The organism is Actinoplanes sp. NPDC021490, assembly GCF_055562135.1.
Window position 1 is genome coordinate 315,634 of sequence record NZ_JBVHFW010000006.1, and the last position, 17,098, is coordinate 332,731.

At 72.0% G+C, this 17,098-nt stretch carries 18 protein-coding genes; 9 read left to right on the forward strand and 9 right to left on the reverse strand.

Going from position 1 to position 17,098, the window contains the following annotated elements:
- Positions 1 to 28 precede the first annotated feature (28 nt).
- From ACZ3I4_RS19470 to ACZ3I4_RS19485, 4 genes are all read right to left on the reverse strand, one after another.
- Positions 29 to 580 carry a hypothetical protein gene (locus tag ACZ3I4_RS19470; RefSeq protein ID WP_465383340.1) on the reverse strand — a complete coding sequence of 184 codons (552 nt, stop codon included), beginning with the start codon at positions 578 to 580 and terminating at the stop codon, positions 29 to 31.
- Positions 577 to 1,143: an RNA polymerase sigma factor gene (locus ACZ3I4_RS19475; RefSeq protein WP_465383341.1), complete on the reverse strand. Its 567-nt coding sequence runs from the start codon at positions 1,141 to 1,143 to the stop codon at positions 577 to 579. Before ACZ3I4_RS19475 ends, ACZ3I4_RS19470 begins: the two co-directional genes overlap by 4 nt.
- On the reverse strand, positions 1,133 to 2,179 hold the full coding sequence (locus tag ACZ3I4_RS19480; protein ID WP_465383342.1) for a S8 family peptidase: 1,047 nt from the start codon (positions 2,177 to 2,179) through the stop codon (positions 1,133 to 1,135). Before ACZ3I4_RS19480 ends, ACZ3I4_RS19475 begins: the two co-directional genes overlap by 11 nt.
- A 124-nt stretch (positions 2,180 to 2,303) precedes the next feature.
- Positions 2,304 to 2,903 (reverse strand): TetR/AcrR family transcriptional regulator, encoded by a 600-nt coding sequence (locus ACZ3I4_RS19485; protein WP_465383343.1) that lies wholly within the window; start codon positions 2,901 to 2,903, stop codon positions 2,304 to 2,306.
- A gap of 62 nt (positions 2,904 to 2,965) precedes the next feature.
- On the opposite strand from ACZ3I4_RS19485, the gene ACZ3I4_RS19490 reads away from it, so the two are divergent.
- From ACZ3I4_RS19490 to ACZ3I4_RS19505, 4 genes are read left to right on the forward strand one after another with little or no spacing between them, the layout of a single operon-like run.
- On the forward strand, positions 2,966 to 4,129 hold the full coding sequence (locus tag ACZ3I4_RS19490) for an acyl-CoA dehydrogenase family protein (protein WP_465383344.1): 1,164 nt from the start codon (positions 2,966 to 2,968) through the stop codon (positions 4,127 to 4,129).
- A gap of 30 nt (positions 4,130 to 4,159) precedes the next feature.
- Positions 4,160 to 5,362: an acetyl-CoA C-acetyltransferase gene (locus tag ACZ3I4_RS19495; RefSeq protein ID WP_465383345.1), complete on the forward strand. Its 1,203-nt coding sequence runs from the start codon at positions 4,160 to 4,162 to the stop codon at positions 5,360 to 5,362.
- Positions 5,362 to 7,353, forward strand: a complete 1,992-nt coding sequence (locus ACZ3I4_RS19500; RefSeq protein ID WP_465383346.1) for a 3-hydroxyacyl-CoA dehydrogenase NAD-binding domain-containing protein — start codon at positions 5,362 to 5,364, stop codon at positions 7,351 to 7,353. The genes ACZ3I4_RS19495 and ACZ3I4_RS19500 overlap by 1 nt, the downstream gene beginning before the upstream one ends.
- Entirely contained in the window at positions 7,350 to 8,426 is a 1,077-nt protein-coding gene (locus ACZ3I4_RS19505; RefSeq protein WP_465383347.1) for a CaiB/BaiF CoA transferase family protein, read from the forward strand. The genes ACZ3I4_RS19500 and ACZ3I4_RS19505 overlap by 4 nt, the downstream gene beginning before the upstream one ends.
- A 2-nt stretch (positions 8,427 to 8,428) precedes the next feature.
- Here ACZ3I4_RS19505 and ACZ3I4_RS19510 read toward each other — a convergent pair whose 3' ends face one another.
- From ACZ3I4_RS19510 to ACZ3I4_RS19525, 4 genes are read right to left on the reverse strand one after another with little or no spacing between them, the layout of a single operon-like run.
- Positions 8,429 to 9,082 (reverse strand): response regulator, encoded by a 654-nt coding sequence (locus ACZ3I4_RS19510; RefSeq protein WP_465383463.1) that lies wholly within the window; start codon positions 9,080 to 9,082, stop codon positions 8,429 to 8,431.
- Between the two features lie 59 nt (positions 9,083 to 9,141).
- A complete protein-coding gene (locus ACZ3I4_RS19515) occupies positions 9,142 to 10,416 on the reverse strand; it encodes a sensor histidine kinase (protein WP_465383348.1) in 1,275 nt (424 codons plus the stop codon).
- 17 nt (positions 10,417 to 10,433) lie between these two features.
- Positions 10,434 to 11,189 carry an ABC transporter permease gene (locus ACZ3I4_RS19520; protein WP_465383349.1) on the reverse strand — a complete coding sequence of 252 codons (756 nt, stop codon included), beginning with the start codon at positions 11,187 to 11,189 and terminating at the stop codon, positions 10,434 to 10,436.
- Positions 11,186 to 11,911 carry an ABC transporter ATP-binding protein gene (locus ACZ3I4_RS19525; protein WP_465383350.1) on the reverse strand — a complete coding sequence of 242 codons (726 nt, stop codon included), beginning with the start codon at positions 11,909 to 11,911 and terminating at the stop codon, positions 11,186 to 11,188. The genes ACZ3I4_RS19520 and ACZ3I4_RS19525 overlap by 4 nt, the downstream gene beginning before the upstream one ends.
- A gap of 92 nt (positions 11,912 to 12,003) precedes the next feature.
- Between ACZ3I4_RS19525 and ACZ3I4_RS19530 the strand changes: the two genes are divergently transcribed.
- Positions 12,004 to 12,195 (forward strand): hypothetical protein, encoded by a 192-nt coding sequence (locus ACZ3I4_RS19530; RefSeq protein ID WP_465383351.1) that lies wholly within the window; start codon positions 12,004 to 12,006, stop codon positions 12,193 to 12,195.
- A 122-nt stretch (positions 12,196 to 12,317) separates the two neighbouring features.
- Here the strand turns inward: ACZ3I4_RS19530 and ACZ3I4_RS19535 are convergent, their stop codons facing one another.
- A complete protein-coding gene (locus tag ACZ3I4_RS19535) occupies positions 12,318 to 13,025 on the reverse strand; it encodes a class I SAM-dependent methyltransferase (RefSeq protein WP_465383352.1) in 708 nt (235 codons plus the stop codon).
- Positions 13,026 to 13,268: 243 nt separating this feature from the next.
- Between ACZ3I4_RS19535 and ACZ3I4_RS19540 the strand changes: the two genes are divergently transcribed.
- Genes ACZ3I4_RS19540 through ACZ3I4_RS19555 form a run of 4 tightly spaced genes read left to right on the forward strand, consistent with a single transcriptional unit; the run spans position 13,269 to position 17,086 of the window.
- A complete protein-coding gene (locus ACZ3I4_RS19540) occupies positions 13,269 to 14,387 on the forward strand; it encodes an ABC transporter substrate-binding protein (RefSeq protein ID WP_465383353.1) in 1,119 nt (372 codons plus the stop codon).
- The gene (locus ACZ3I4_RS19545) at positions 14,380 to 15,279 is read left to right on the forward strand and encodes an ABC transporter permease (protein ID WP_465383354.1); all 900 of its coding nucleotides are present in this window, start codon (positions 14,380 to 14,382) and stop codon (positions 15,277 to 15,279) included. Before ACZ3I4_RS19540 ends, ACZ3I4_RS19545 begins: the two co-directional genes overlap by 8 nt.
- On the forward strand, positions 15,267 to 16,070 hold the full coding sequence (locus ACZ3I4_RS19550) for an ABC transporter permease (protein WP_465383355.1): 804 nt from the start codon (positions 15,267 to 15,269) through the stop codon (positions 16,068 to 16,070). Before ACZ3I4_RS19545 ends, ACZ3I4_RS19550 begins: the two co-directional genes overlap by 13 nt.
- Positions 16,067 to 17,086, forward strand: coding sequence for an ABC transporter ATP-binding protein (locus ACZ3I4_RS19555; RefSeq protein WP_465383356.1), 1,020 nt, complete (start codon positions 16,067 to 16,069; stop codon positions 17,084 to 17,086). Before ACZ3I4_RS19550 ends, ACZ3I4_RS19555 begins: the two co-directional genes overlap by 4 nt.
- Positions 17,087 to 17,098 lie beyond the last annotated feature (12 nt).

Sequence of the window (17,098 nt, forward strand, 5' to 3'; positions counted from 1 at the left end):
GCCGCGAACAGCTCGCCCGCGCGTCCGGTCAGAGCACCAGCGATGGCGTCACCACCCGCCCGGTTCCGTTTCCGCCGTCGACCAGCAGCTGGGCCAGGCCGTGCGGCACCTCGTCGAACACGAACCGGCCGGACGGGTCGGCCGTGACCGTGCGGGAGGCCGCCGGTTCGGGCAGGCGCAGCTCGACTTGCAGGGGCGCGCCGGGGGCGAGCCAGCCGTCGATCCGGACGAGGTTGTCGGACCGCTCGACCACGGTGATCATGACCGTCCGGCTGTCGGCCCCGAACGTGATCGTCCGGGTGCGTTCGGCCGCCCGCGCGCCCGATCCGGCGTACGCGGTCGCGGTCAGCTTGGCCACCTCGGCGTCGACCCGGTCGAGCTCGATGGCGAACAGCACCCGCTCGTCCAGGCCGGGCGGCGGCGGGTCGAGCCGGGCGATCCGCGCGAGAATTTCGGCATCGAGACCGTCGAGGCCGTCAGAGCCCTCGAGGCCGTCGAGGCGGCCGGAGCCGCCGAGGCCATCGGCGCCGCCGGGGCGATCGGGGCCGCCGGGGCGACCGGGGCCGCCGGGCGACGTCACGACGCGCCCCAGCCCGGGTCGGCCAGCAGCATCGAGCGCAGTTTGGCCAGGCACCGGGCGCGGGTGGGCCCGATGCTGCCGTGCGGCATGCCCAGCCCGGAGGCGATGGCCGCGTAGTCGGGCCGCTGCACCTCGGCCACGATGCTCAGCAGCTCCCGGCAGCGGCCGGACAGCCGGGCGAAGTGCCGCCACAGCACCCGGTCGCGCTCGTCGGTGATCAGCCGCTGGTCGGGCGGCGGGCCGGAGTCGACCGCCGCCTCAAGCACGGTGGCGGAGTCGGGTATGTCGCGGCGGCCCCGCTGCTGCCGGTGCCACGCCTCGCGCCGGGTCGCGGTGATCAGCCAGGCCGTGACCGCCCGGGGCGTACGGATCTCGTGGATCCGCCGCAGCAGCTCCAGCCAGGTCGTCTGCACCACGTCGGCCGCGTCCTCGGCCGTCAGGCCCTGCCCGCGGGCCACCCGCCAGAGCACCGGATCGAGCTCGTGCACCAGTTCGCGCAACGACTCGCGGTCGCCGTCGCGGGCCCGTTCGAGCAGGGCGCCGAGATGGACGTCAGCGGACATGGGGACGCGCCAGGTCACCCGCGAAGGCGGCGGCCGAGAACGACGTGCCGCTCCACTTGGCCAGCTTGCCGCCCGGCATGGGCCCGACCACGTCGACGCCGTCGCGATAGCGGTCGACCCAGTCGCCGTAGTTGCTGAAGTCGGCGTGGTAGCGGCCGAACCCGGCGCCGACCCCGGTGACGAACTCGAAGGCGGCGGGATAGATCGGCGAGGACGTCTCGTGGTCGTTGCCGGCCGAGGCGACCAGCGGGATGCCCAGCTCGGCCAGCGGCTCCAGCGCCTTGCGCAGCTGATCGACGGTGTCGGCCGGGTCGTTCTCGCGGCCGAAGGCCATGCAGACCACGTCGACCGGGCGTTCCCGGGGCTCGTAGTAGGCGGCCAGCCATTCCAGGGCCCTGATCACGTTGTTTTCCTCGACCCGGCCGTGGTCGTCCATCACCCGCAGGGACAGCACCCGGGCGCTGGGGGCGGCCTGCCGCAGCAGCCCGGCGATGAAGGTGCCGTGCCCGGCCGCGGAGACGTCGCCCGAGTGGACGTCGTGCACCCGGCCGTCCCAGTGCTCGGGGGCCGGCAGGTCCTCGGCGCGCAGGACGAACGGGTCGTCCGGTTCGGACTTGAGCCATTCGTGCTCCTGCACCCCGCTGTCGAGCAGGGCGATCACCGGGCGGCGCAGGTTGCCCCCAGGCGCGGTGCCGGCGAACGCCGGGGGCCTCAGGTCGACCGGCTCCCCGGTGAGCTCGGACCACGAGGTTCCGTGACCCCAGTGCCGGCCCAGCAGCTTGAACGTCCCGCCGAGCAGCAGCGGGACCCGCTGGGCGCCCGTGCCGGGCCGCGCGGCCTGCAGCGTCTCGAAGATGTCGGTGGCGTCACCCTCGTGGACCTCGACCACGGCCCGGCCCCCGGAGCGGCGTCCGGTGTGCACCAGCGGGCGTTTACGGCCGGTGCCGTCCAGAAAGTCGTTGAGTTCCTCGGCCCCGTCCGCCGTGAAGTGCGGGCCGAAGGTGAGGGTGTCCACGCTGTACCGTTCCGAATCCATGTCTGACTCCGCCGTGCAGAGGTATGGGCACCGGTGATGGGTCCGCGTGAAGCGCGCAGATACTTCATCGTGGCCATCGCCGGGACGGAACACACCCCTCCGAACGGACGAGCGCGGCGAACTCTCAGACGTCCGTGAAGACCTGTTCCACCATGGTCAGCAGGGTGGTGGCGAGCAGCCGGTGCACCTGGGCCCGGGTGAGCACGCCGCGTTGCAGCCATTCGCGGGCCGTGGAGACGGCCAGGCCGACGTAGGAGCGGGCCATCGCGTGCTGCGCCGGGCCGGTCGTGTCCTGTCCGACGGCGGTCAGCACGGCGTCGGCGGCGGTGTCGATGGCCTCGGCGATCACCCGGTCGACGTCGGTGTCGCCGGCCATGCCGCCGGCCGTGATGGCGGCCAGCCACGAGCGGCTGTGGCGGGAGACGACGTCGAGGAACCAGGCGACGATGGCGTCGATGCGGGTCGGCAGGTCGCCCTCGGGCAGCCCGGCGATCGCCACCCCGGGTACGGTCAGCATGACCCGGATGACTTCGAGGTAGAGGTCCTTCTTCGTTCCGAAGTAGTGGTTGACCAGTCCGCGGGCCACCCCGGCCTCGCGGGCGACATCGGTGGTCGATACGTCGGCGTAGCCGCGCTCACCGAACAGCCGCACGGCCACCGACAGGATCTGCGCCCGGCGGGCGTCCGGCTCCAGACGCCGTCGCTGTCCGGCCTCCACACTCATCGTCTGGACCTTACTGCACGCCCTTGTTGACAGTCTGCCAATAACTCGGAAGGGTAGGGACCATGCTCACCCCCGGACTGGACGGGTACTCGCCGGCGTGGCTCGAGCCCGAGCACGACGACCTCGCCGAGCTGGCCCGCTCCTTCTTCGTCAAAGAGGTGCTGCCGCATGCGGCGCGCCACGAACAGCAGGGCCACCCCGACCGCGAGCACTACCGGCAGGCCGGGGCGCTCGGGTTGCTGGGGCTGAGCGTTCCCGAGGAGTACGGCGGCGGGGGCGGCGACTTCACCCACGAGGCGGTCATGCTGCACGAGCAGATGGTCGTGGGCGAGGGCAGCCTCGGCCTGGCCGTGCACAGCGGCATCGTGACCGGCTATCTGGTGGCGTACGGGAACGAGGAACAGAAACGGCGCTGGCTGCCCGGACTGTGCTCGGGCGACCTGGTCGGCGCGATCGGCATGACCGAACCCGGCGGCGGCTCCGACCTGCAGGAGATCAAGACCCGGGCGGTCCGCGACGGCGACGACTACCTGATCAGCGGCTCCAAGACCTTCATCACCAACGGGGGCCTGGCCGACCTGCTGATCCTCGCGGTCAAGACCGACCCGGCGCAGAAGGCGGCCGGGATCAGCCTGATCGTCTGCGAGCTGCGCGACGACGCTCCCGGCTTCCGGCGCGGGCGCCTGCTCCAGAAGATCGGCCTGCACGCCAACGACACCGCCGAGCTGTTCTTCGACGACTTCCGCGTGCCCGCGACGCACCTGCTCGAGACCGAGGGCAGCGGGTTCTTCCAGATGATGCGGCAGCTCCCCCAGGAGCGCCTGGTGATCGGCGTGGGCGCGGTCGCCGCGATGCAGCGGGCCGTCGAGCTCGCCACCGCGTACGCGAAGGAACGGACCGCCTTCGGCAAGCCGCTGATCGGCCATCAGAACACCCGCATGGTGCTGGCCGAATGCGCGACCCGGACGCGGGTGTCCCGGGTCTTCCTGGACGACTGCATCGCCCGGCACGCCCGCGGCGAGCTCGACGTGGCCACGGCGGCCATGGCCAAGGCGTGGCTGACCGAGGGTCAGTGCGAGGTGGTCGACCGCTGCCTGCAGATCTTCGGCGGCTACGGCTACACCACGGAGTATCCGATCGCGCGCATGTACGCCGACGCCCGCGTTCAAAAGATCTACGGCGGCACCAACGAGATCATGAAGGAGCTGATCGCCCGTGCGCTGTGACGCCCCGCGGCGGAGAACCGAGGCGAAACCATGACCGAGGCTTTCGTGTACGACGCGGTCCGCACCCCGCGCGGCCGGGGCAAGGCGGACGGCGCGCTGCACGGCGTCAAGCCGATCACCCTGGTCACTGGTCTGATCGATGCCCTGCGGAGCCGCCTGCCCGGTCTCGACCCGGCCCGCATCGACGACCTCGTGCTCGGCATCGTCACCCCGGTCGGCGAGCAGGGCGGCGACCTCTCGCGCGCCGCCGCGCTGCTGGCCGGGCTGCCCGACACCGTCGCCGGCGTCCAGCTCAACCGCTTCTGCGGCTCCGGGCTCGAGGCAGTCAACCAGGCCGCCGCGCGCGTCCGCTCGGGCTGGGAACACCTGATCGTCGCGGGTGGCGTCGAATCGATGTCGCGCAACCCGATGGGCTCCGACGGCGGGGCCTGGTTCCTCGACCCCGAGACGTCGCTGGCCACCGACTTCGTGCCGCAGGGGGTGAGCGCCGACCTGATCGCCACCCTCGAGGGCTTCTCGCGCGAGGACGTCGACACGTACGCGGTCCGGTCGCAGGACCTGGCGGCCAAGGCCTGGGCCGGCGGCCACTTCAGCCGCTCCATCGTTCCCGTACGCGACGCCAACGGCCTCGACATCCTCACCGCCGACGAGCACCCCCGCCCCGACACCACGGTCGAGGGGCTGGGCCGGCTCCGACCGTCGTTCGCCCGTACGGACTTCTTCGACGCCGTCGCCCTGCGCAAGTTCCACTGGCTCGAACGCCTCGACCACGTGCACCACGCCGGCAACTCGTCCGGCATCGTGGACGGCGCGGGCCTCGTGCTGATCGGCTCCGCCTCCGTGGGCGAGGAGCTCGGCCTGACCCCGCGCGCCCGGATCGCCGGGGCCGCCGTCACGGGCGCCGACCCGACGCTGATGCTCACCGGCCCGGCCCCCGCGACCCGCAAGGCCCTGGCCGCCGCCGGTCTGACGGTCGGCGACATCGACCTGTTCGAGATCAACGAGGCGTTCGCGGCCGTCGTCCTCAAGTACATCCGCGACCTCGGCCTCGACCCCGGGACGGTGAACGTCAACGGCGGCGCGATCGCGCTGGGCCACCCGCTCGGCGCGACCGGCGCCATGCTGCTCGGCACCGCCCTCGACGAGCTCGAACGGCGCGATCAGCGCCGGGCCGTGGTCACCCTGTGCATCGGTGGCGGCATGGGCGTCGCGACCGTCCTGGAGAGGCTCTGATGATCGACTACTCCCGCGACGACGACGGCGTCGTCACGCTGACCCTGGACGACCCGGCGCAGTCGGCCAACACCATGAACGCGGCCTACGTGACCGCGATGTCGGCCGCCGTCGACCGCCTGTACGCCGAACGCGACCAGGTCACCGGCGTGATCGTGACCAGCGCCAAGAAGACGTTCTTCGCGGGCGGCGACCTGCCCTCGATGGCCCGCGCCGGCCGGGAGGACGCGCCCGCCCTGTTCCGGCTGCTCAGCACCATCAAGGCGGATTTCCGGCGCCTGGAGACGTACGGGCGTCCGGTCGTGGCCGCCGTCAACGGCGCGGCGCTGGGCGGCGGCCTCGAAGTGGCGCTGGCCTGCCACCACCGGATCGTCCTCGACCGGCCGGACACCCGGCTCGGCTTCCCCGAGGTCACGCTGGGGCTGTTGCCCGGGGCGGGCGGCGTGACCCGGACGGTCCGGATGCTGGGCCTGGCCCCGGCGCTGACGACCTGGCTGCTCACCGGCCGCCGTTTCCGCCCCACCGACGCCGTCGCCCACGGACTGGCCGACGCGCTCGCGGCCACCCCGGCCGAGATGCTCTCGCAGGCCCGCGAGTGGATCCTGGCCAACCCGGACGCGGCCCAGCCCTGGGACCGCGACGGCTACCGGATCCCCGGCGGGCTGCCCGCGGCGCAACTCCCGGCGTTCGCCGCCACCCTGCGGCAGCAGCTCAAGGGCGCCTCGCTGCCCGCGCCGGAGAAGATCCTGGCCACCGCGGTCGAGGGCGCGCAGGTCGGCTTCGAGACGGCCCAGGTGATCGAGACCCGGCACCTGATCACGCTGCTCACCGGCCGGATCGCCAAGAACATGATCGGCGCGCTGTTCTTCGACATGCGCGCGGTCAACGGCGGCCTGGCCCGCCCCCGCGCCGAGGTGCCGCCGGCCCGGCGGGTGGCGGTGCTCGGCGCGGGCATGATGGGCGCCGGCATCGCCCAGGCCTGCGCCCGGGCCGGTCTCGAAGTCGTCGTCAAGGACGTCACCCCCGAGCTCGCCGCCCGCGCGGCCGGGCCCGGCATCACCACCACCGCCGACCCCGCCGGCCTGGCCGGCTGTGACGTGGTGATCGAGGCCGTCTTCGAGGATCCGGCCCTCAAGCAGACGGTCTTCGCCGAGGTGCTGCCGGTCGTGGCGCCGGACGCCCTGCTCGCCTCGAACACCTCCACGCTGCCGATCACCGGGCTGGCCGCCGGCGTCGAGCGGCCGGACGACTTCCTCGGCATGCACTTCTTCTCCCCCGTCGGCAAGATGCCGCTGCTGGAGATCGTCGTCGGGAAGCGGACGTCGGACGCGGCGGTGGCCCGGGCGTTCGACCTGGGCCGGCTGATCGGCAAGACGCCGATCGTGGTCAACGACGGGCGCGGCTTCTTCACCAGCCGGGTGATCGGCAAGTTCCTCGACGAGGCCATCGGCATGCTGGCCGAGGGGGTGCCGGCGCCGTCGATCGAGCACGCCGCGCTGCAGGCCGGCTATCCGACCGGTCCCCTGGCCCTGGCCGACGAGGTCAGCCTGACCCTCGTGCAGCGGATCCGCCGCCAGTTCGAGGCGGCCGGCGAATCCTTCACCGCGCTTCCGTCCCACGCCGTGGTCGACGCCCTGGTCGACCAGCACGATCGGCCCGGACGGGCGGCCGGGCGCGGCTTCTACACGTACGGGAATGCCCCGAAAAAGCTCTGGGACGGTCTCGCGGCCATGGCGACGCCCGCCGGGCGCGCGGTGCCCCTGGAAGACCTCAAGGACCGGTTCCTGTTCGCCGAGGCCCTGGACGCGCGGCGCTGCCTCGACGAGGGGGTGCTGCGGACGGCCGAGGACGGCAACGTCGGCTCGATCCTCGGCATCGGCTACCCGGCCTGGACCGGCGGCGTGCTGCGCTTCGCCAACCAGCATCCCGACTTCGCGGGACGGGCACGCGACCTGGCCGCCCGCTACGGCCCCCGATTCGAGCCCGCGTGACGGCGCTGGCCGGCATCCGGGTCGTCGAACTGGCCGGGCTCGCGCCGGGACCGTTCGGGTGCATGATCCTGGCCGACCTGGGCGCGGAGGTGGTCCGGGTGGATCGTCCCGGCGGCTCGGGCATGCCGCCGGGACCGCTCGACCGCAACCGCCGCACGATCACCCTCGACCTCAAGACCGACGCGGGCCGGGCCGACCTGTTGCGGCTGGCCGAGCGGGCCGACGTGCTGGTCGAGGGATACCGGCCGGGGGTCGCCGAGCGTCTCGGTCTCGGGCCGGCCGACTGCCACACGATCAACCCCGGTCTCGTGTACGCCCGGATGACCGGCTGGGGCCAGGACGGTCCGCTCGCCGCCCGGGCCGGGCACGACATCGACTACCTCGCCGTCGCCGGGGCGCTCGAACCCCTGGGCCGCGCCGGGCAGCGGCCGCACGCGCCGATCAACCTGCTGGCCGACTTCGCCGGGGGCGGCATGCTGCTCGCCGTCGGGGTGCTCGCGGCCCTGGTCGAACGGTCCCGCTCCGGGCTCGGGCAGGTGATCGACGCGGCCATGGTCGACGGGTCGGCTCTGCTCACGACGTTCCTGCACGGGATGATCGCCGGCGGGTCGTGGCCGGGCGGGCGCGGGACCAACCTGCTCGACGGCGGGGCGCCGTTCTACGACACGTACGAGACGGCCGACGGCCGGTTCATGGCCGTCGGCGCGCTCGAACCCGTCTTCTACCAGGCCCTGCTGACCGGGCTCGGGCTCGAGGGCGAAGACCTTCCCGGCCCGTACGATCGATCGGGCTGGCCGGTGCTGCGGTCACGTTTCGCCGCCGCCTTCCGCCGCCGGACGCGCGACGAGTGGACGGCCGTGTTCGAGGGCTCGGACGCCTGCGTCGCGCCGGTGCTCTCCCCCGCCGAGGCGCCCGCCCATCCGCACAACCGGGCGCGCGGGACGTTCGTCGACGTGGACGGGGTCACCCAGCCCGCACCGGCGCCGCGCTTCGGGCGTACGGGCGCAAGCACACCGCAACCACCCACGGCCGTGACCGTCGCCGAGGTTCTCGAGGGCTGGTCCCTCGAGTAGGTTCAGTTGCCCACCGCGCCGACGTGGTGCAGGACGGCCAGCACCCGCCGGTTGTCGCTGTCCGAAGCGGGCAGACCGAGCTTGGCGAAGATGTTGGCCACGTGTTTCTCCACGACCCCGGGCGTGATCACCAGAGCGGCCGCGATCCCCGCGTTCGACCGCCCCTCAGCCATCAGCGACAGCACCTCCCGCTCGCGCGGAGTCAGCGCGGCCACCCCGGTCGTGTGCTGCCCGGCCCGCATCAGATGACCGACCACCTCCGGGTCCAGGGCCGTCCCGGCGGAGGCGACCCGGGTCAGCGCGTCCACGAAGTCGGCGACGTCGGCCACCCGGCCCTTGAGCAGATAGCCGACGCCGCCGGGCCGGTCGGCGAGCAGCCGGGTCGCGTAGCGGGTCTCCACGTACTGCGAGAACACCAGCACGCCGACGCCGGGCTGCTCGCGCCGGATGTCGATCGCGGCGCGCAGCCCCTCGTCGGTGTGCGTGGGCGGCATCCGGATGTCGACGACGGCCACGTCCGGGGTGAAGGCCGCCACCGCCGACCGCAGAGCGTCGGCGTCGGCCACCGCCGCGCACACCTCGAAACCGCGGTCGGTGAGCAGCCGCACCAGCCCCTCGCGCATCATCGCGGCGTCCTCCGCGATCACCACCCGCATGCCGTCGCCTCCGTTCGTCGCGGCATCCTCCGCGATCACCCGCATGCCGTCGCCTCCGTTCATACGTTTGTGGGCAGCTCGATGCCGACCCGGGTCGGACCGCCGGCCGGGCTGTGCACGCGCATCCGGCCGTCGACGACGGCGATCCGCCGGGCCAGGCCGGACAGGCCGGGACCGTCCGGGTCGGCCCCGCCCGCGCCGTCGTCCTCGACGGTCAGTACCACCTGCCCGCCGGACCGGACGACTCCCAGCGTGATCCGGCTCGCCCGGCTGTGCTTGGCCGCGTTGGCCAGCAGCTCGGCGGCGCAGAAATAGGCGATGGTCTCGATCGCGGGCGCGGGCCGGCCGGGCAGCTCGACGCTCACCGCGACCGGGATGGCGCTGCTCGTCGCGAGCGTGGCCAGCGCGTCGCCGAGGCCGTTGTCGAGCACCGGCGGGTGGATGCCGCGGACCAGGTCGCGCAGGTCGGCCAGGGCGTCCTTGGCGCCACGGTGGGCGAGCGCGACCAGTTCGCGGGCCTGGGCGAGGTCGGGCGGCGGGCCGTCGGCGCCGAGCTTCTCGGTCGCCATGCCCAGGTTCATCGCCAGCGTGGCCAGCCGGACCTGCGCGCCGTCGTGCAGGTCCCGTTCCAGCCGGCGCATCATCGCGGCCGCGTCGTCGATCGCCTGAGCCCGGGTGGCCTGCAGTTCGCGGACCCGCTGGGCGAGCCGGCGCGGGCCGAGCAGCCGGCGCATGGCGGCCACGTCCCAGGCGGCGCCGGCCCGCATCAGCCACGGCGCGGCCAGCAGCATGGCCAGGCCCGCGGCCGCGATGAGGAACGTTCCGGCGAACGTGCGCGTGCCGAGGGTGCCGAACGGCGTCAGCGCGTGCACCGGGCCCAGGGTCGTGCCGGGCGGGTGGTTACGGAACAGCGGCCACCACACGGGATAGCTGAGATTGACCACGCCGAACACGTAACAGAACGCGCCATAGCCCTGGGGTATGGCCAGCGGCACCTTGAGCAGGGCGTACCCGGCCGCACGCCAGCCCGGCTCGCCCGCCTCCACATGCTCGCCCAGCAGCCGGTCGGCCAGGAAACGGTTCACCGCCCCGATCGCACGCCCGATCCGCGGGCCCAGCAGGACCAGGAGCGCGACGGTCAGCGGAAGCAGGACCAGGAAGATCGGGGCGACGACGGGGGCGTTCCGATCGGCGAAGGCCCCGGTCGCCCACAGGACGAGGACGCCCGCGGCCGGGAGGATCGCCGGAACGGCCAGGACCGTGAGCGCGCTGACCACCCCGGCGACGCAGAACACCACCTGGCGCAGGGCCTGGGCGCTGAACGGGGCGGTCATCGGTCCATTGTCGCCGTTCACGCGTCCCGGTGGCGGATCAGGACGCTGCCGCCCAGGACCACCACCGCCGCGTACCCGCACATCAGCGACGCGCTGATCCAGCCCGGGAACAACCCGGGAATCGGTGAGGTGACGGCGATCGAGTTGAGCAGCATGAGCAGCGGCAGGAACCGGCCGACCGCGATGCCGCCCTCGCCGAACAGCCCGGCCGCGATCATCGGGACGAACATCAGGGCAAACAGCGTGCCGATCGCCGCGCCGGAATGCCGGACGACCGTTCCCAGTCCCACCCCGATCAGCGCCGTGGCCGCCAGGTACACGCCGGTCAGCAGGACCGCCCGCAGGATCGTCGGGTCGCCGAGGGAGGCGGCCGGGATGGCGGTGCCGCGGATCGCGAGCTGCCCGGCCAGATAGCCGGCGAAACTCGCGGCCAGGCCTGCGGTGAGCGCCGCGCCCCCGCCCACGACCGCCTTCGCGGCCAGAACGGTCCGGCGACGGGGAACGGCGGCGAACGTCGAGCGGATCATCCCGCTGCCGTATTCGCCGGTCACCATCAGCACCCCGAGCGCCCCGAGCAGCAACTGGGCCAGGATGGCGCCGCCCAGGCTGTTGTTGAAGATCTGCGCGGCGGTCGCCACCGGGGTGTGCGTCCGATAGCCGAGACCCACTCCCGCCCCCGCCGCGGCCATCGAGGCCACCGCGGCGATCGCCAGCCACCACGTCGACCGGACGCTGCGCAGCTTGATCCATTCCATCCGAATCGTGCTCTTCACGATGCCTCCACTCCCCGGTACTCGGTGTCCTGCGAGGTGAGCCGGAAGAACGCGTCCTCCAGGCTGTCGCCGCCCGCCGCCAGCTCGGCGACTGTCGTCTCGGCCAGCAACCGGCCGCGGCCGATCACCACGAGCCGGTCGGCGGTCAGGGCCATCTCGGCGATCAGGTGGCTGGAGACGAACACCGTCCGGCCCTCGGCCGCGAGCCCGCGCAGCAGGTCGCGGATCCAGCGGATGCCCTCCGGGTCCAGCCCGTTGACCGGCTCGTCGAGCAGCAGGACCCCGGGGTCGCCGAGCAGGGCCACGGCGACCCCGAGCCGCTGGCGCATGCCGAGCGAATAGGTGCCGGCCCGTCGGGTCGCCGCGTCGGTCAGCCCGACCGTCCGCAGCACCTGCCCGACCCGCGAGAAGGGGATGTCGTTGCTGGCGGCCAGGGCGGTCAGGTGGGCCCGGGCACTGCGGCCGGGATGGAACGCGCCCCCGTCGAGCAGGGCGCCGACCGTCGTCAACGGCCGCTTCAGGCCGGCGTACCGGACCCCGCCGATCAGGGCCTCGCCCCGGTCCGGAGCGTCCAGGCCGAGGATCATCCGCATCGTCGTGGACTTGCCGGAACCGTTCGGCCCGAGGAAGCCCGTCACGGCCCCCGGCCGCACCCGCACGGTCAGCCCGTCGACGGCGGTCCGGTCGCCGTAGCGTTTCGTCAGCTCACGTAGCTCGATCATAGGAACGACGCTAGGCAGCGCGGCCGGCACCCGGAAGCCGGAAACCCTCCGCCCCGGCCTGGGGGTTTCCACCCCCGTTTTACGCTGGCCCGGTGAACCTCGATGACGAACGGCTGCTGAGGCTGGCCGCCGAACTGCGCACGCTCGCCGCCGCGTCCGGCCGCACCGACGTGGTCGCCCAGGTCGACGACGTGATCCTGCTGCTCAACGGCTCCCCCACGCAGGCCGAGGGCGAAACCAAGGGCAACATCGTCTTACGCATCCTCGACGGCCTCGGCTTCTGACGCGGTCTTGCACCCACGCTTTCGCCACATGCCAGGCATAGAGCTGACATGGACCGCCAGGTCCTCCCGGGAACCTGAGCGGACGCTTTCACGTAACACGAATTGACAGCCGGTCAGTCTGATCAGCCCCAGACCGAGATGTGGGCCGGACTGTCGGCGGTGAACGGCCCGCGCTGCCAGTCCGACCAGCGCTCGCGCAGGGTCAAGCCGGCCGCGCGGGCCATGCCGTCGAGTTCGGCCGGGCCGACATACCGGTGCGGCGAGGAGAAGGAGTGGACCTCGCCGTCGAGGTTCCAGGTGTGATGCGAGACGGCGATCTGCGCGTCGACGTCGTACTCCTCGTAGCCCTGGTGGCGCGGCGTGGAGACGATCACCCGGTGTGGCTCGGCGGGCCGGGGCACATAGTTCTCGACGACGAAGCACCCGCCCGGTGCGAGGTGGGCGGCGGCGTTGCGGAAGGCCTGCTGCTGCTCGTCGCGCGTCGTCAGGTTGGTGATCGTGTTCCGCAGCAGGTATACGAGCGAGAACGTGCCGTCGACGGTCGTGGTCGCGTAGTCGCCCACGGACACGTCAACGCCGGCGCCGCCGGGCTGCGCGCGCAGTTCGGCGACCATCGCGGGTGACAACCCGACGCCGTGCACGGGAACGCCGCGGCCGCTCAGCGGGATGGCGATCCGGCCGGTGCCGACGCCGAACTCCAGCGCCCGGCCGCCCGCTGCGAGGCGGCCCAGGAAGGTCACGGTCGCGTCGATGAGGGCCGGCTCGAACAGTTCGGGCCACAGCACCGCGTAGTTCGCGGCCGTCCACTCGTCGAACCGGCTCTCCGCCATGAGCCTGACTGTAAATCAGCCCATCGCGCTACCGCGTCTTCTTGATCTCGGCGTTTGTGCAGCTATATGCATCGATCGGTCGCGGCTATACGATCACGACGACGGCTGGGAGCGGCTGGTGGAGTCGCCGGATCAGCGACGGAATGTCGCCGGGCCGACGTGTTCTGGCCGCCTGCTGTCAAGCAAGCACTTTCATGATCACCCAGCGCGTACCGGCCCGGTGCGCGTAGAGGGAGGAACACGGTGCGTACTTTCACCCGCACGATCGCCGTCGCTGTGGCGGCCACCACCATAGCCGCGGTCGCGGCCTGCTCGCCGCCCGAGAAGGAGTCCGCGTCGTCGGGATCCGGCGCCGCGAGCGCGACCAGCGCGGCCGACCTGGGCGGGCTGGACAAGCTCGTCGAGGCGGCCAAGGCCGAGGGCCAGCTCAACGTCATCGCGCTGCCGCCGAACTGGGCCAACTACGGCGAGATCATCAAGGCGTTCGGCGACAAGTACGGCATCAAGGTGAACTCGGCCCAGCCGGACGGGTCGAGCCAGGACGAGATCAACGCGGCCAACCAGCTCAAGGGTCAGGGCGGCGCGCCCGACGTGTTCGACCTGGGCGCCACGGTCGCCACGGCCAACGTCGCCATGTTCGCCGCGTACAAGTCCGAGAAGTTCGCCGACGTGCCAGAGGACCTGAAGGATGCCAACGGCGCCTGGGTCAACGACTACGGCGGCTACATGTCGATCGGCTACGACAGCGCCAAGGTGCCCGCCCCGACCAGCCTCGACGACCTGCTCAAGCCCGCGTACAAGGGAAAGGTCGCGCTCAACGGCGACCCGACCCAGGCCGGCGCGGCGTTCGGTGGCGTACAGATGGCCGCGATCGCCAAGGGCGGGACCGTCGAGGACATCAAGCCCGGCGTCGACTTCTTCGGCCAGCTCAAGAAGGCGGGCAACCTGCTGCCGGTCGACCCCGACTCGGCCTCCATCCAGTCCGGTCAGACCCCCGTGGTGTTCGACTGGGACTACCTGAACGCCGCCGAGGCCACCAAGCTCAAGACCTGGAAGACCTTCGTGCCCAACGGCGCGGTGCTGGGGTCGTACTACGTGCAGGCGATCAACAAGGACGCCCCGCACCCGGCCGCCGCCCGTCTGTGGCAGGAGTTCCTCTATTCCGACGACGGTCAGAACCTGTGGCTCAAGGGTGGCGCCCGCCCGGTGCGCGCCGAGGCGATGGAGAAGGCCGGAACGATCGACAAGGCCGCGTTCGAGGCGTTGCCCAAGGTCGACGGCACGCCGGTCATCCCGACCGAGGCCCAGAATACGAAGGCCAAGGAATACCTGTCGGCGAACTGGGCCAAGACCGTTGGCTGAGGTCGCCGCCACCGCCCCGCGGAGTGTGGCCAAGCGGCCGCGCCTGCGGGGCGTCACCTCCCTGCTCGGCACGGTGCCGTTCTTCGCGTACGTGACGATCTTTCTGCTGATCCCGACGCTGGTCGTGGTGATCGGGGCCTTCGCCGGCAACGACGGCGGCTTCTCGCTCGACAGCGTCAAGGCGCTGGGCAACCAGGTCGTCCTCGATGCGTTCGGGCGCAGCATCGCCCTTTCGGCCATGAGCGCGCTGGTCGGCGCGGTCCTGGGTGCCCTTCTCGCGTACGCCCTGGCCACCGCGAAACCGGAGGGCGTGCTGCGCCGGACGGTGACCGCGGCGGCCGGCGTTCTCGCCCAGTTCGGCGGCGTCACCCTGGCGTTCGCGTTCCTGGCCACCATCGGCCTGTCCGGGTTCATCACCGTGTGGCTGCAGGACACGTTCAACGTGGACCTGTTCGAGAACGGCGTCTGGCTGTTCGAGCTGCCCGGACTCACGCTCGTCTACACGTACTTCCAGATTCCGCTTATGGTCATCGTGTTCCTGCCCGCGCTCGACGGGATCCGTCCGCAGTGGCGTGAGGCGACCGAGAGCCTCGGCGGCACCACCTGGCAGTACTGGACGAAGGTGGCCGGTCCGCTGCTCGCCCCCGCTTTCCTCGGCTCGACCCTGCTGCTTTTCGCCAACAGCTTTTCCGCGTACGCCACCGCGGCCGCCCTGGTCAGCCAGGGCAGCCCGCTCGTGCCGCTGCAGATCCGCGGCGCGCTCACCAGCGAGGTCCTGCTCGGCCAGCAGAACGTCGGCAAGGCGATGGCGCTCGGCATGGTCGTCGTCGTGGCCGTGGTGATGGCGCTGTACACACTGCTCCAGAAACGGACGTCCAGATGGCTGGGGTAGTGGCGCGGCGTGCGCGCAGACAACGCGCGTTCCGCTGGACGGTTCTGATCGTTCTCGGCGTCTTCTTCCTGCTGCCGTTGGTCGCGATGGTCGAGTTCTCCACCCGCGACTCCGAGACGTGGCCGCTGCTGGTCAATTGGCCGGAGTTGAGCGAACGCTATCCGGCGCTGGCCGAGGGCATCACCAACTCGCTGCTGCAGGCCGCGCTCACCGCCGTGCTCATGCTCGTGCTGCTCGTTCCGACGGCCGTCTGGGTTCGTCTGCGGCTGCCCCGGCTGCGACGGCTGGTCGAGTTCATCTGCCTGCTGCCGTTGACGATCCCGGCGATCGTGCTGGTCGTGGGGCTGGCGCCGGTGTACGCCTGGGTCACGTACTTCCTGGGCGGCTCGTCGCTGACGCTCGTGTTCGCGTACACGGTCCTCGTTCTGCCCTATGCCTATCGCGCCCTCGACGCCGGGCTGTCCGCCATCGACGTGAAGACCCTGGCCGAGGCGGCCCGCTCGCTGGGCGCCGGCTGGGGCACCGTGATGTGGCGGGTGGTGCTGCCCAACATCCGCTCGGCGGTGCTGTCGGCGGCGTTCCTGACCGTGGCGCTCGTGCTCGGCGAGTTCACCATCGCGTCGCTGCTCAACCGGACCAACCTGCAGGTCGCGATCAACTTCCTGGGCAAGAGCAGCGCGACCATGTCGGTTGCCGTGTCGCTCACGGCGCTGCTGCTCGCCTTCGTCCTGCTGCTGCTTCTGTCCCTGCTCGGCGGGCGACGCCGATCCTCGAAGGAGACCCTGACATGACCGGCGTCGCCGTACATCTGCGAGGGCTGCGCCGCTCGTTCGGCACCACGCAAGCCCTCGACCACCTCGACCTGGCCATCGAGCCGGGTGAGTTCGTCGCGCTGCTGGGCCCGTCCGGCTGCGGCAAGACGACCGCGCTGCGCGTGCTGGCCGGCCTGGAGGACGCCGACAGCGGGCAGGTCCTGGTCGGCGGCAAGGACGTCACCGGGCTGCCCGCCAACCGGCGTGACATGGGCATGGTCTTCCAGGCGTACAGCCTCTTCCCGCACTTGACCGCCCTGGCCAACGTGTCGTTCGGCTTGTCGTTGCGGGGACGCTCGCGCTCCTCGCGCCGGGCGCAGGAAATGCTCGAGCTGGTCGGGATCGCCCCGTTCGCCGACCGCTACCCTCACCAGCTCTCGGGCGGGCAGCAACAGCGGGTCGCCCTGGCTCGCGCGCTGGCCATCGAGCCGAGCGTCCTGCTGCTCGACGAGCCGCTGTCGGCGCTGGACGCCAAGGTGCGGGTGCAGCTGCGCGACGAGATCCGCCGCATCCAGACCGAGGTCGGCACGACGACGCTGTTCGTCACGCACGACCAGGAGGAGGCCCTGGCCGTGGCCGACCGGGTGGGTGTCATGCGGGCCGGCAAGCTCGAGCAGCTGGCCGCGCCGGCCGACATCTACCTCACCCCCGCGACGCCGTTCGTGGCCGAATTCGTGGGTCTGAGCAACCGGCTGCCCGGCACCGTCATCGACGGCGAGGTCGAGGTTCTGGGCACGCGTCTGCCGCTGCTCTCCCCGGCGTCCCAGTCGTCGGTCACGGCCCTCATCCGGCCCGAGTCTGTGCAGGTCACCCCGGACGCGGACGGCGCCGGGAAGGTGCTGACGACCAGCTTTCTGGGGCCGATCAGCAAGGTCACCGTGACCGTCGGCGAACAGTTGGTGGTGGCCCAGGTGGCGACCGACCGCCTAGCGTCTCTCACTCCCGGCACGCCCGTACGGGTCACCCTGTCGCCGAATCCCGTCGCGCTGGCCTGATTTTCGCGTTTC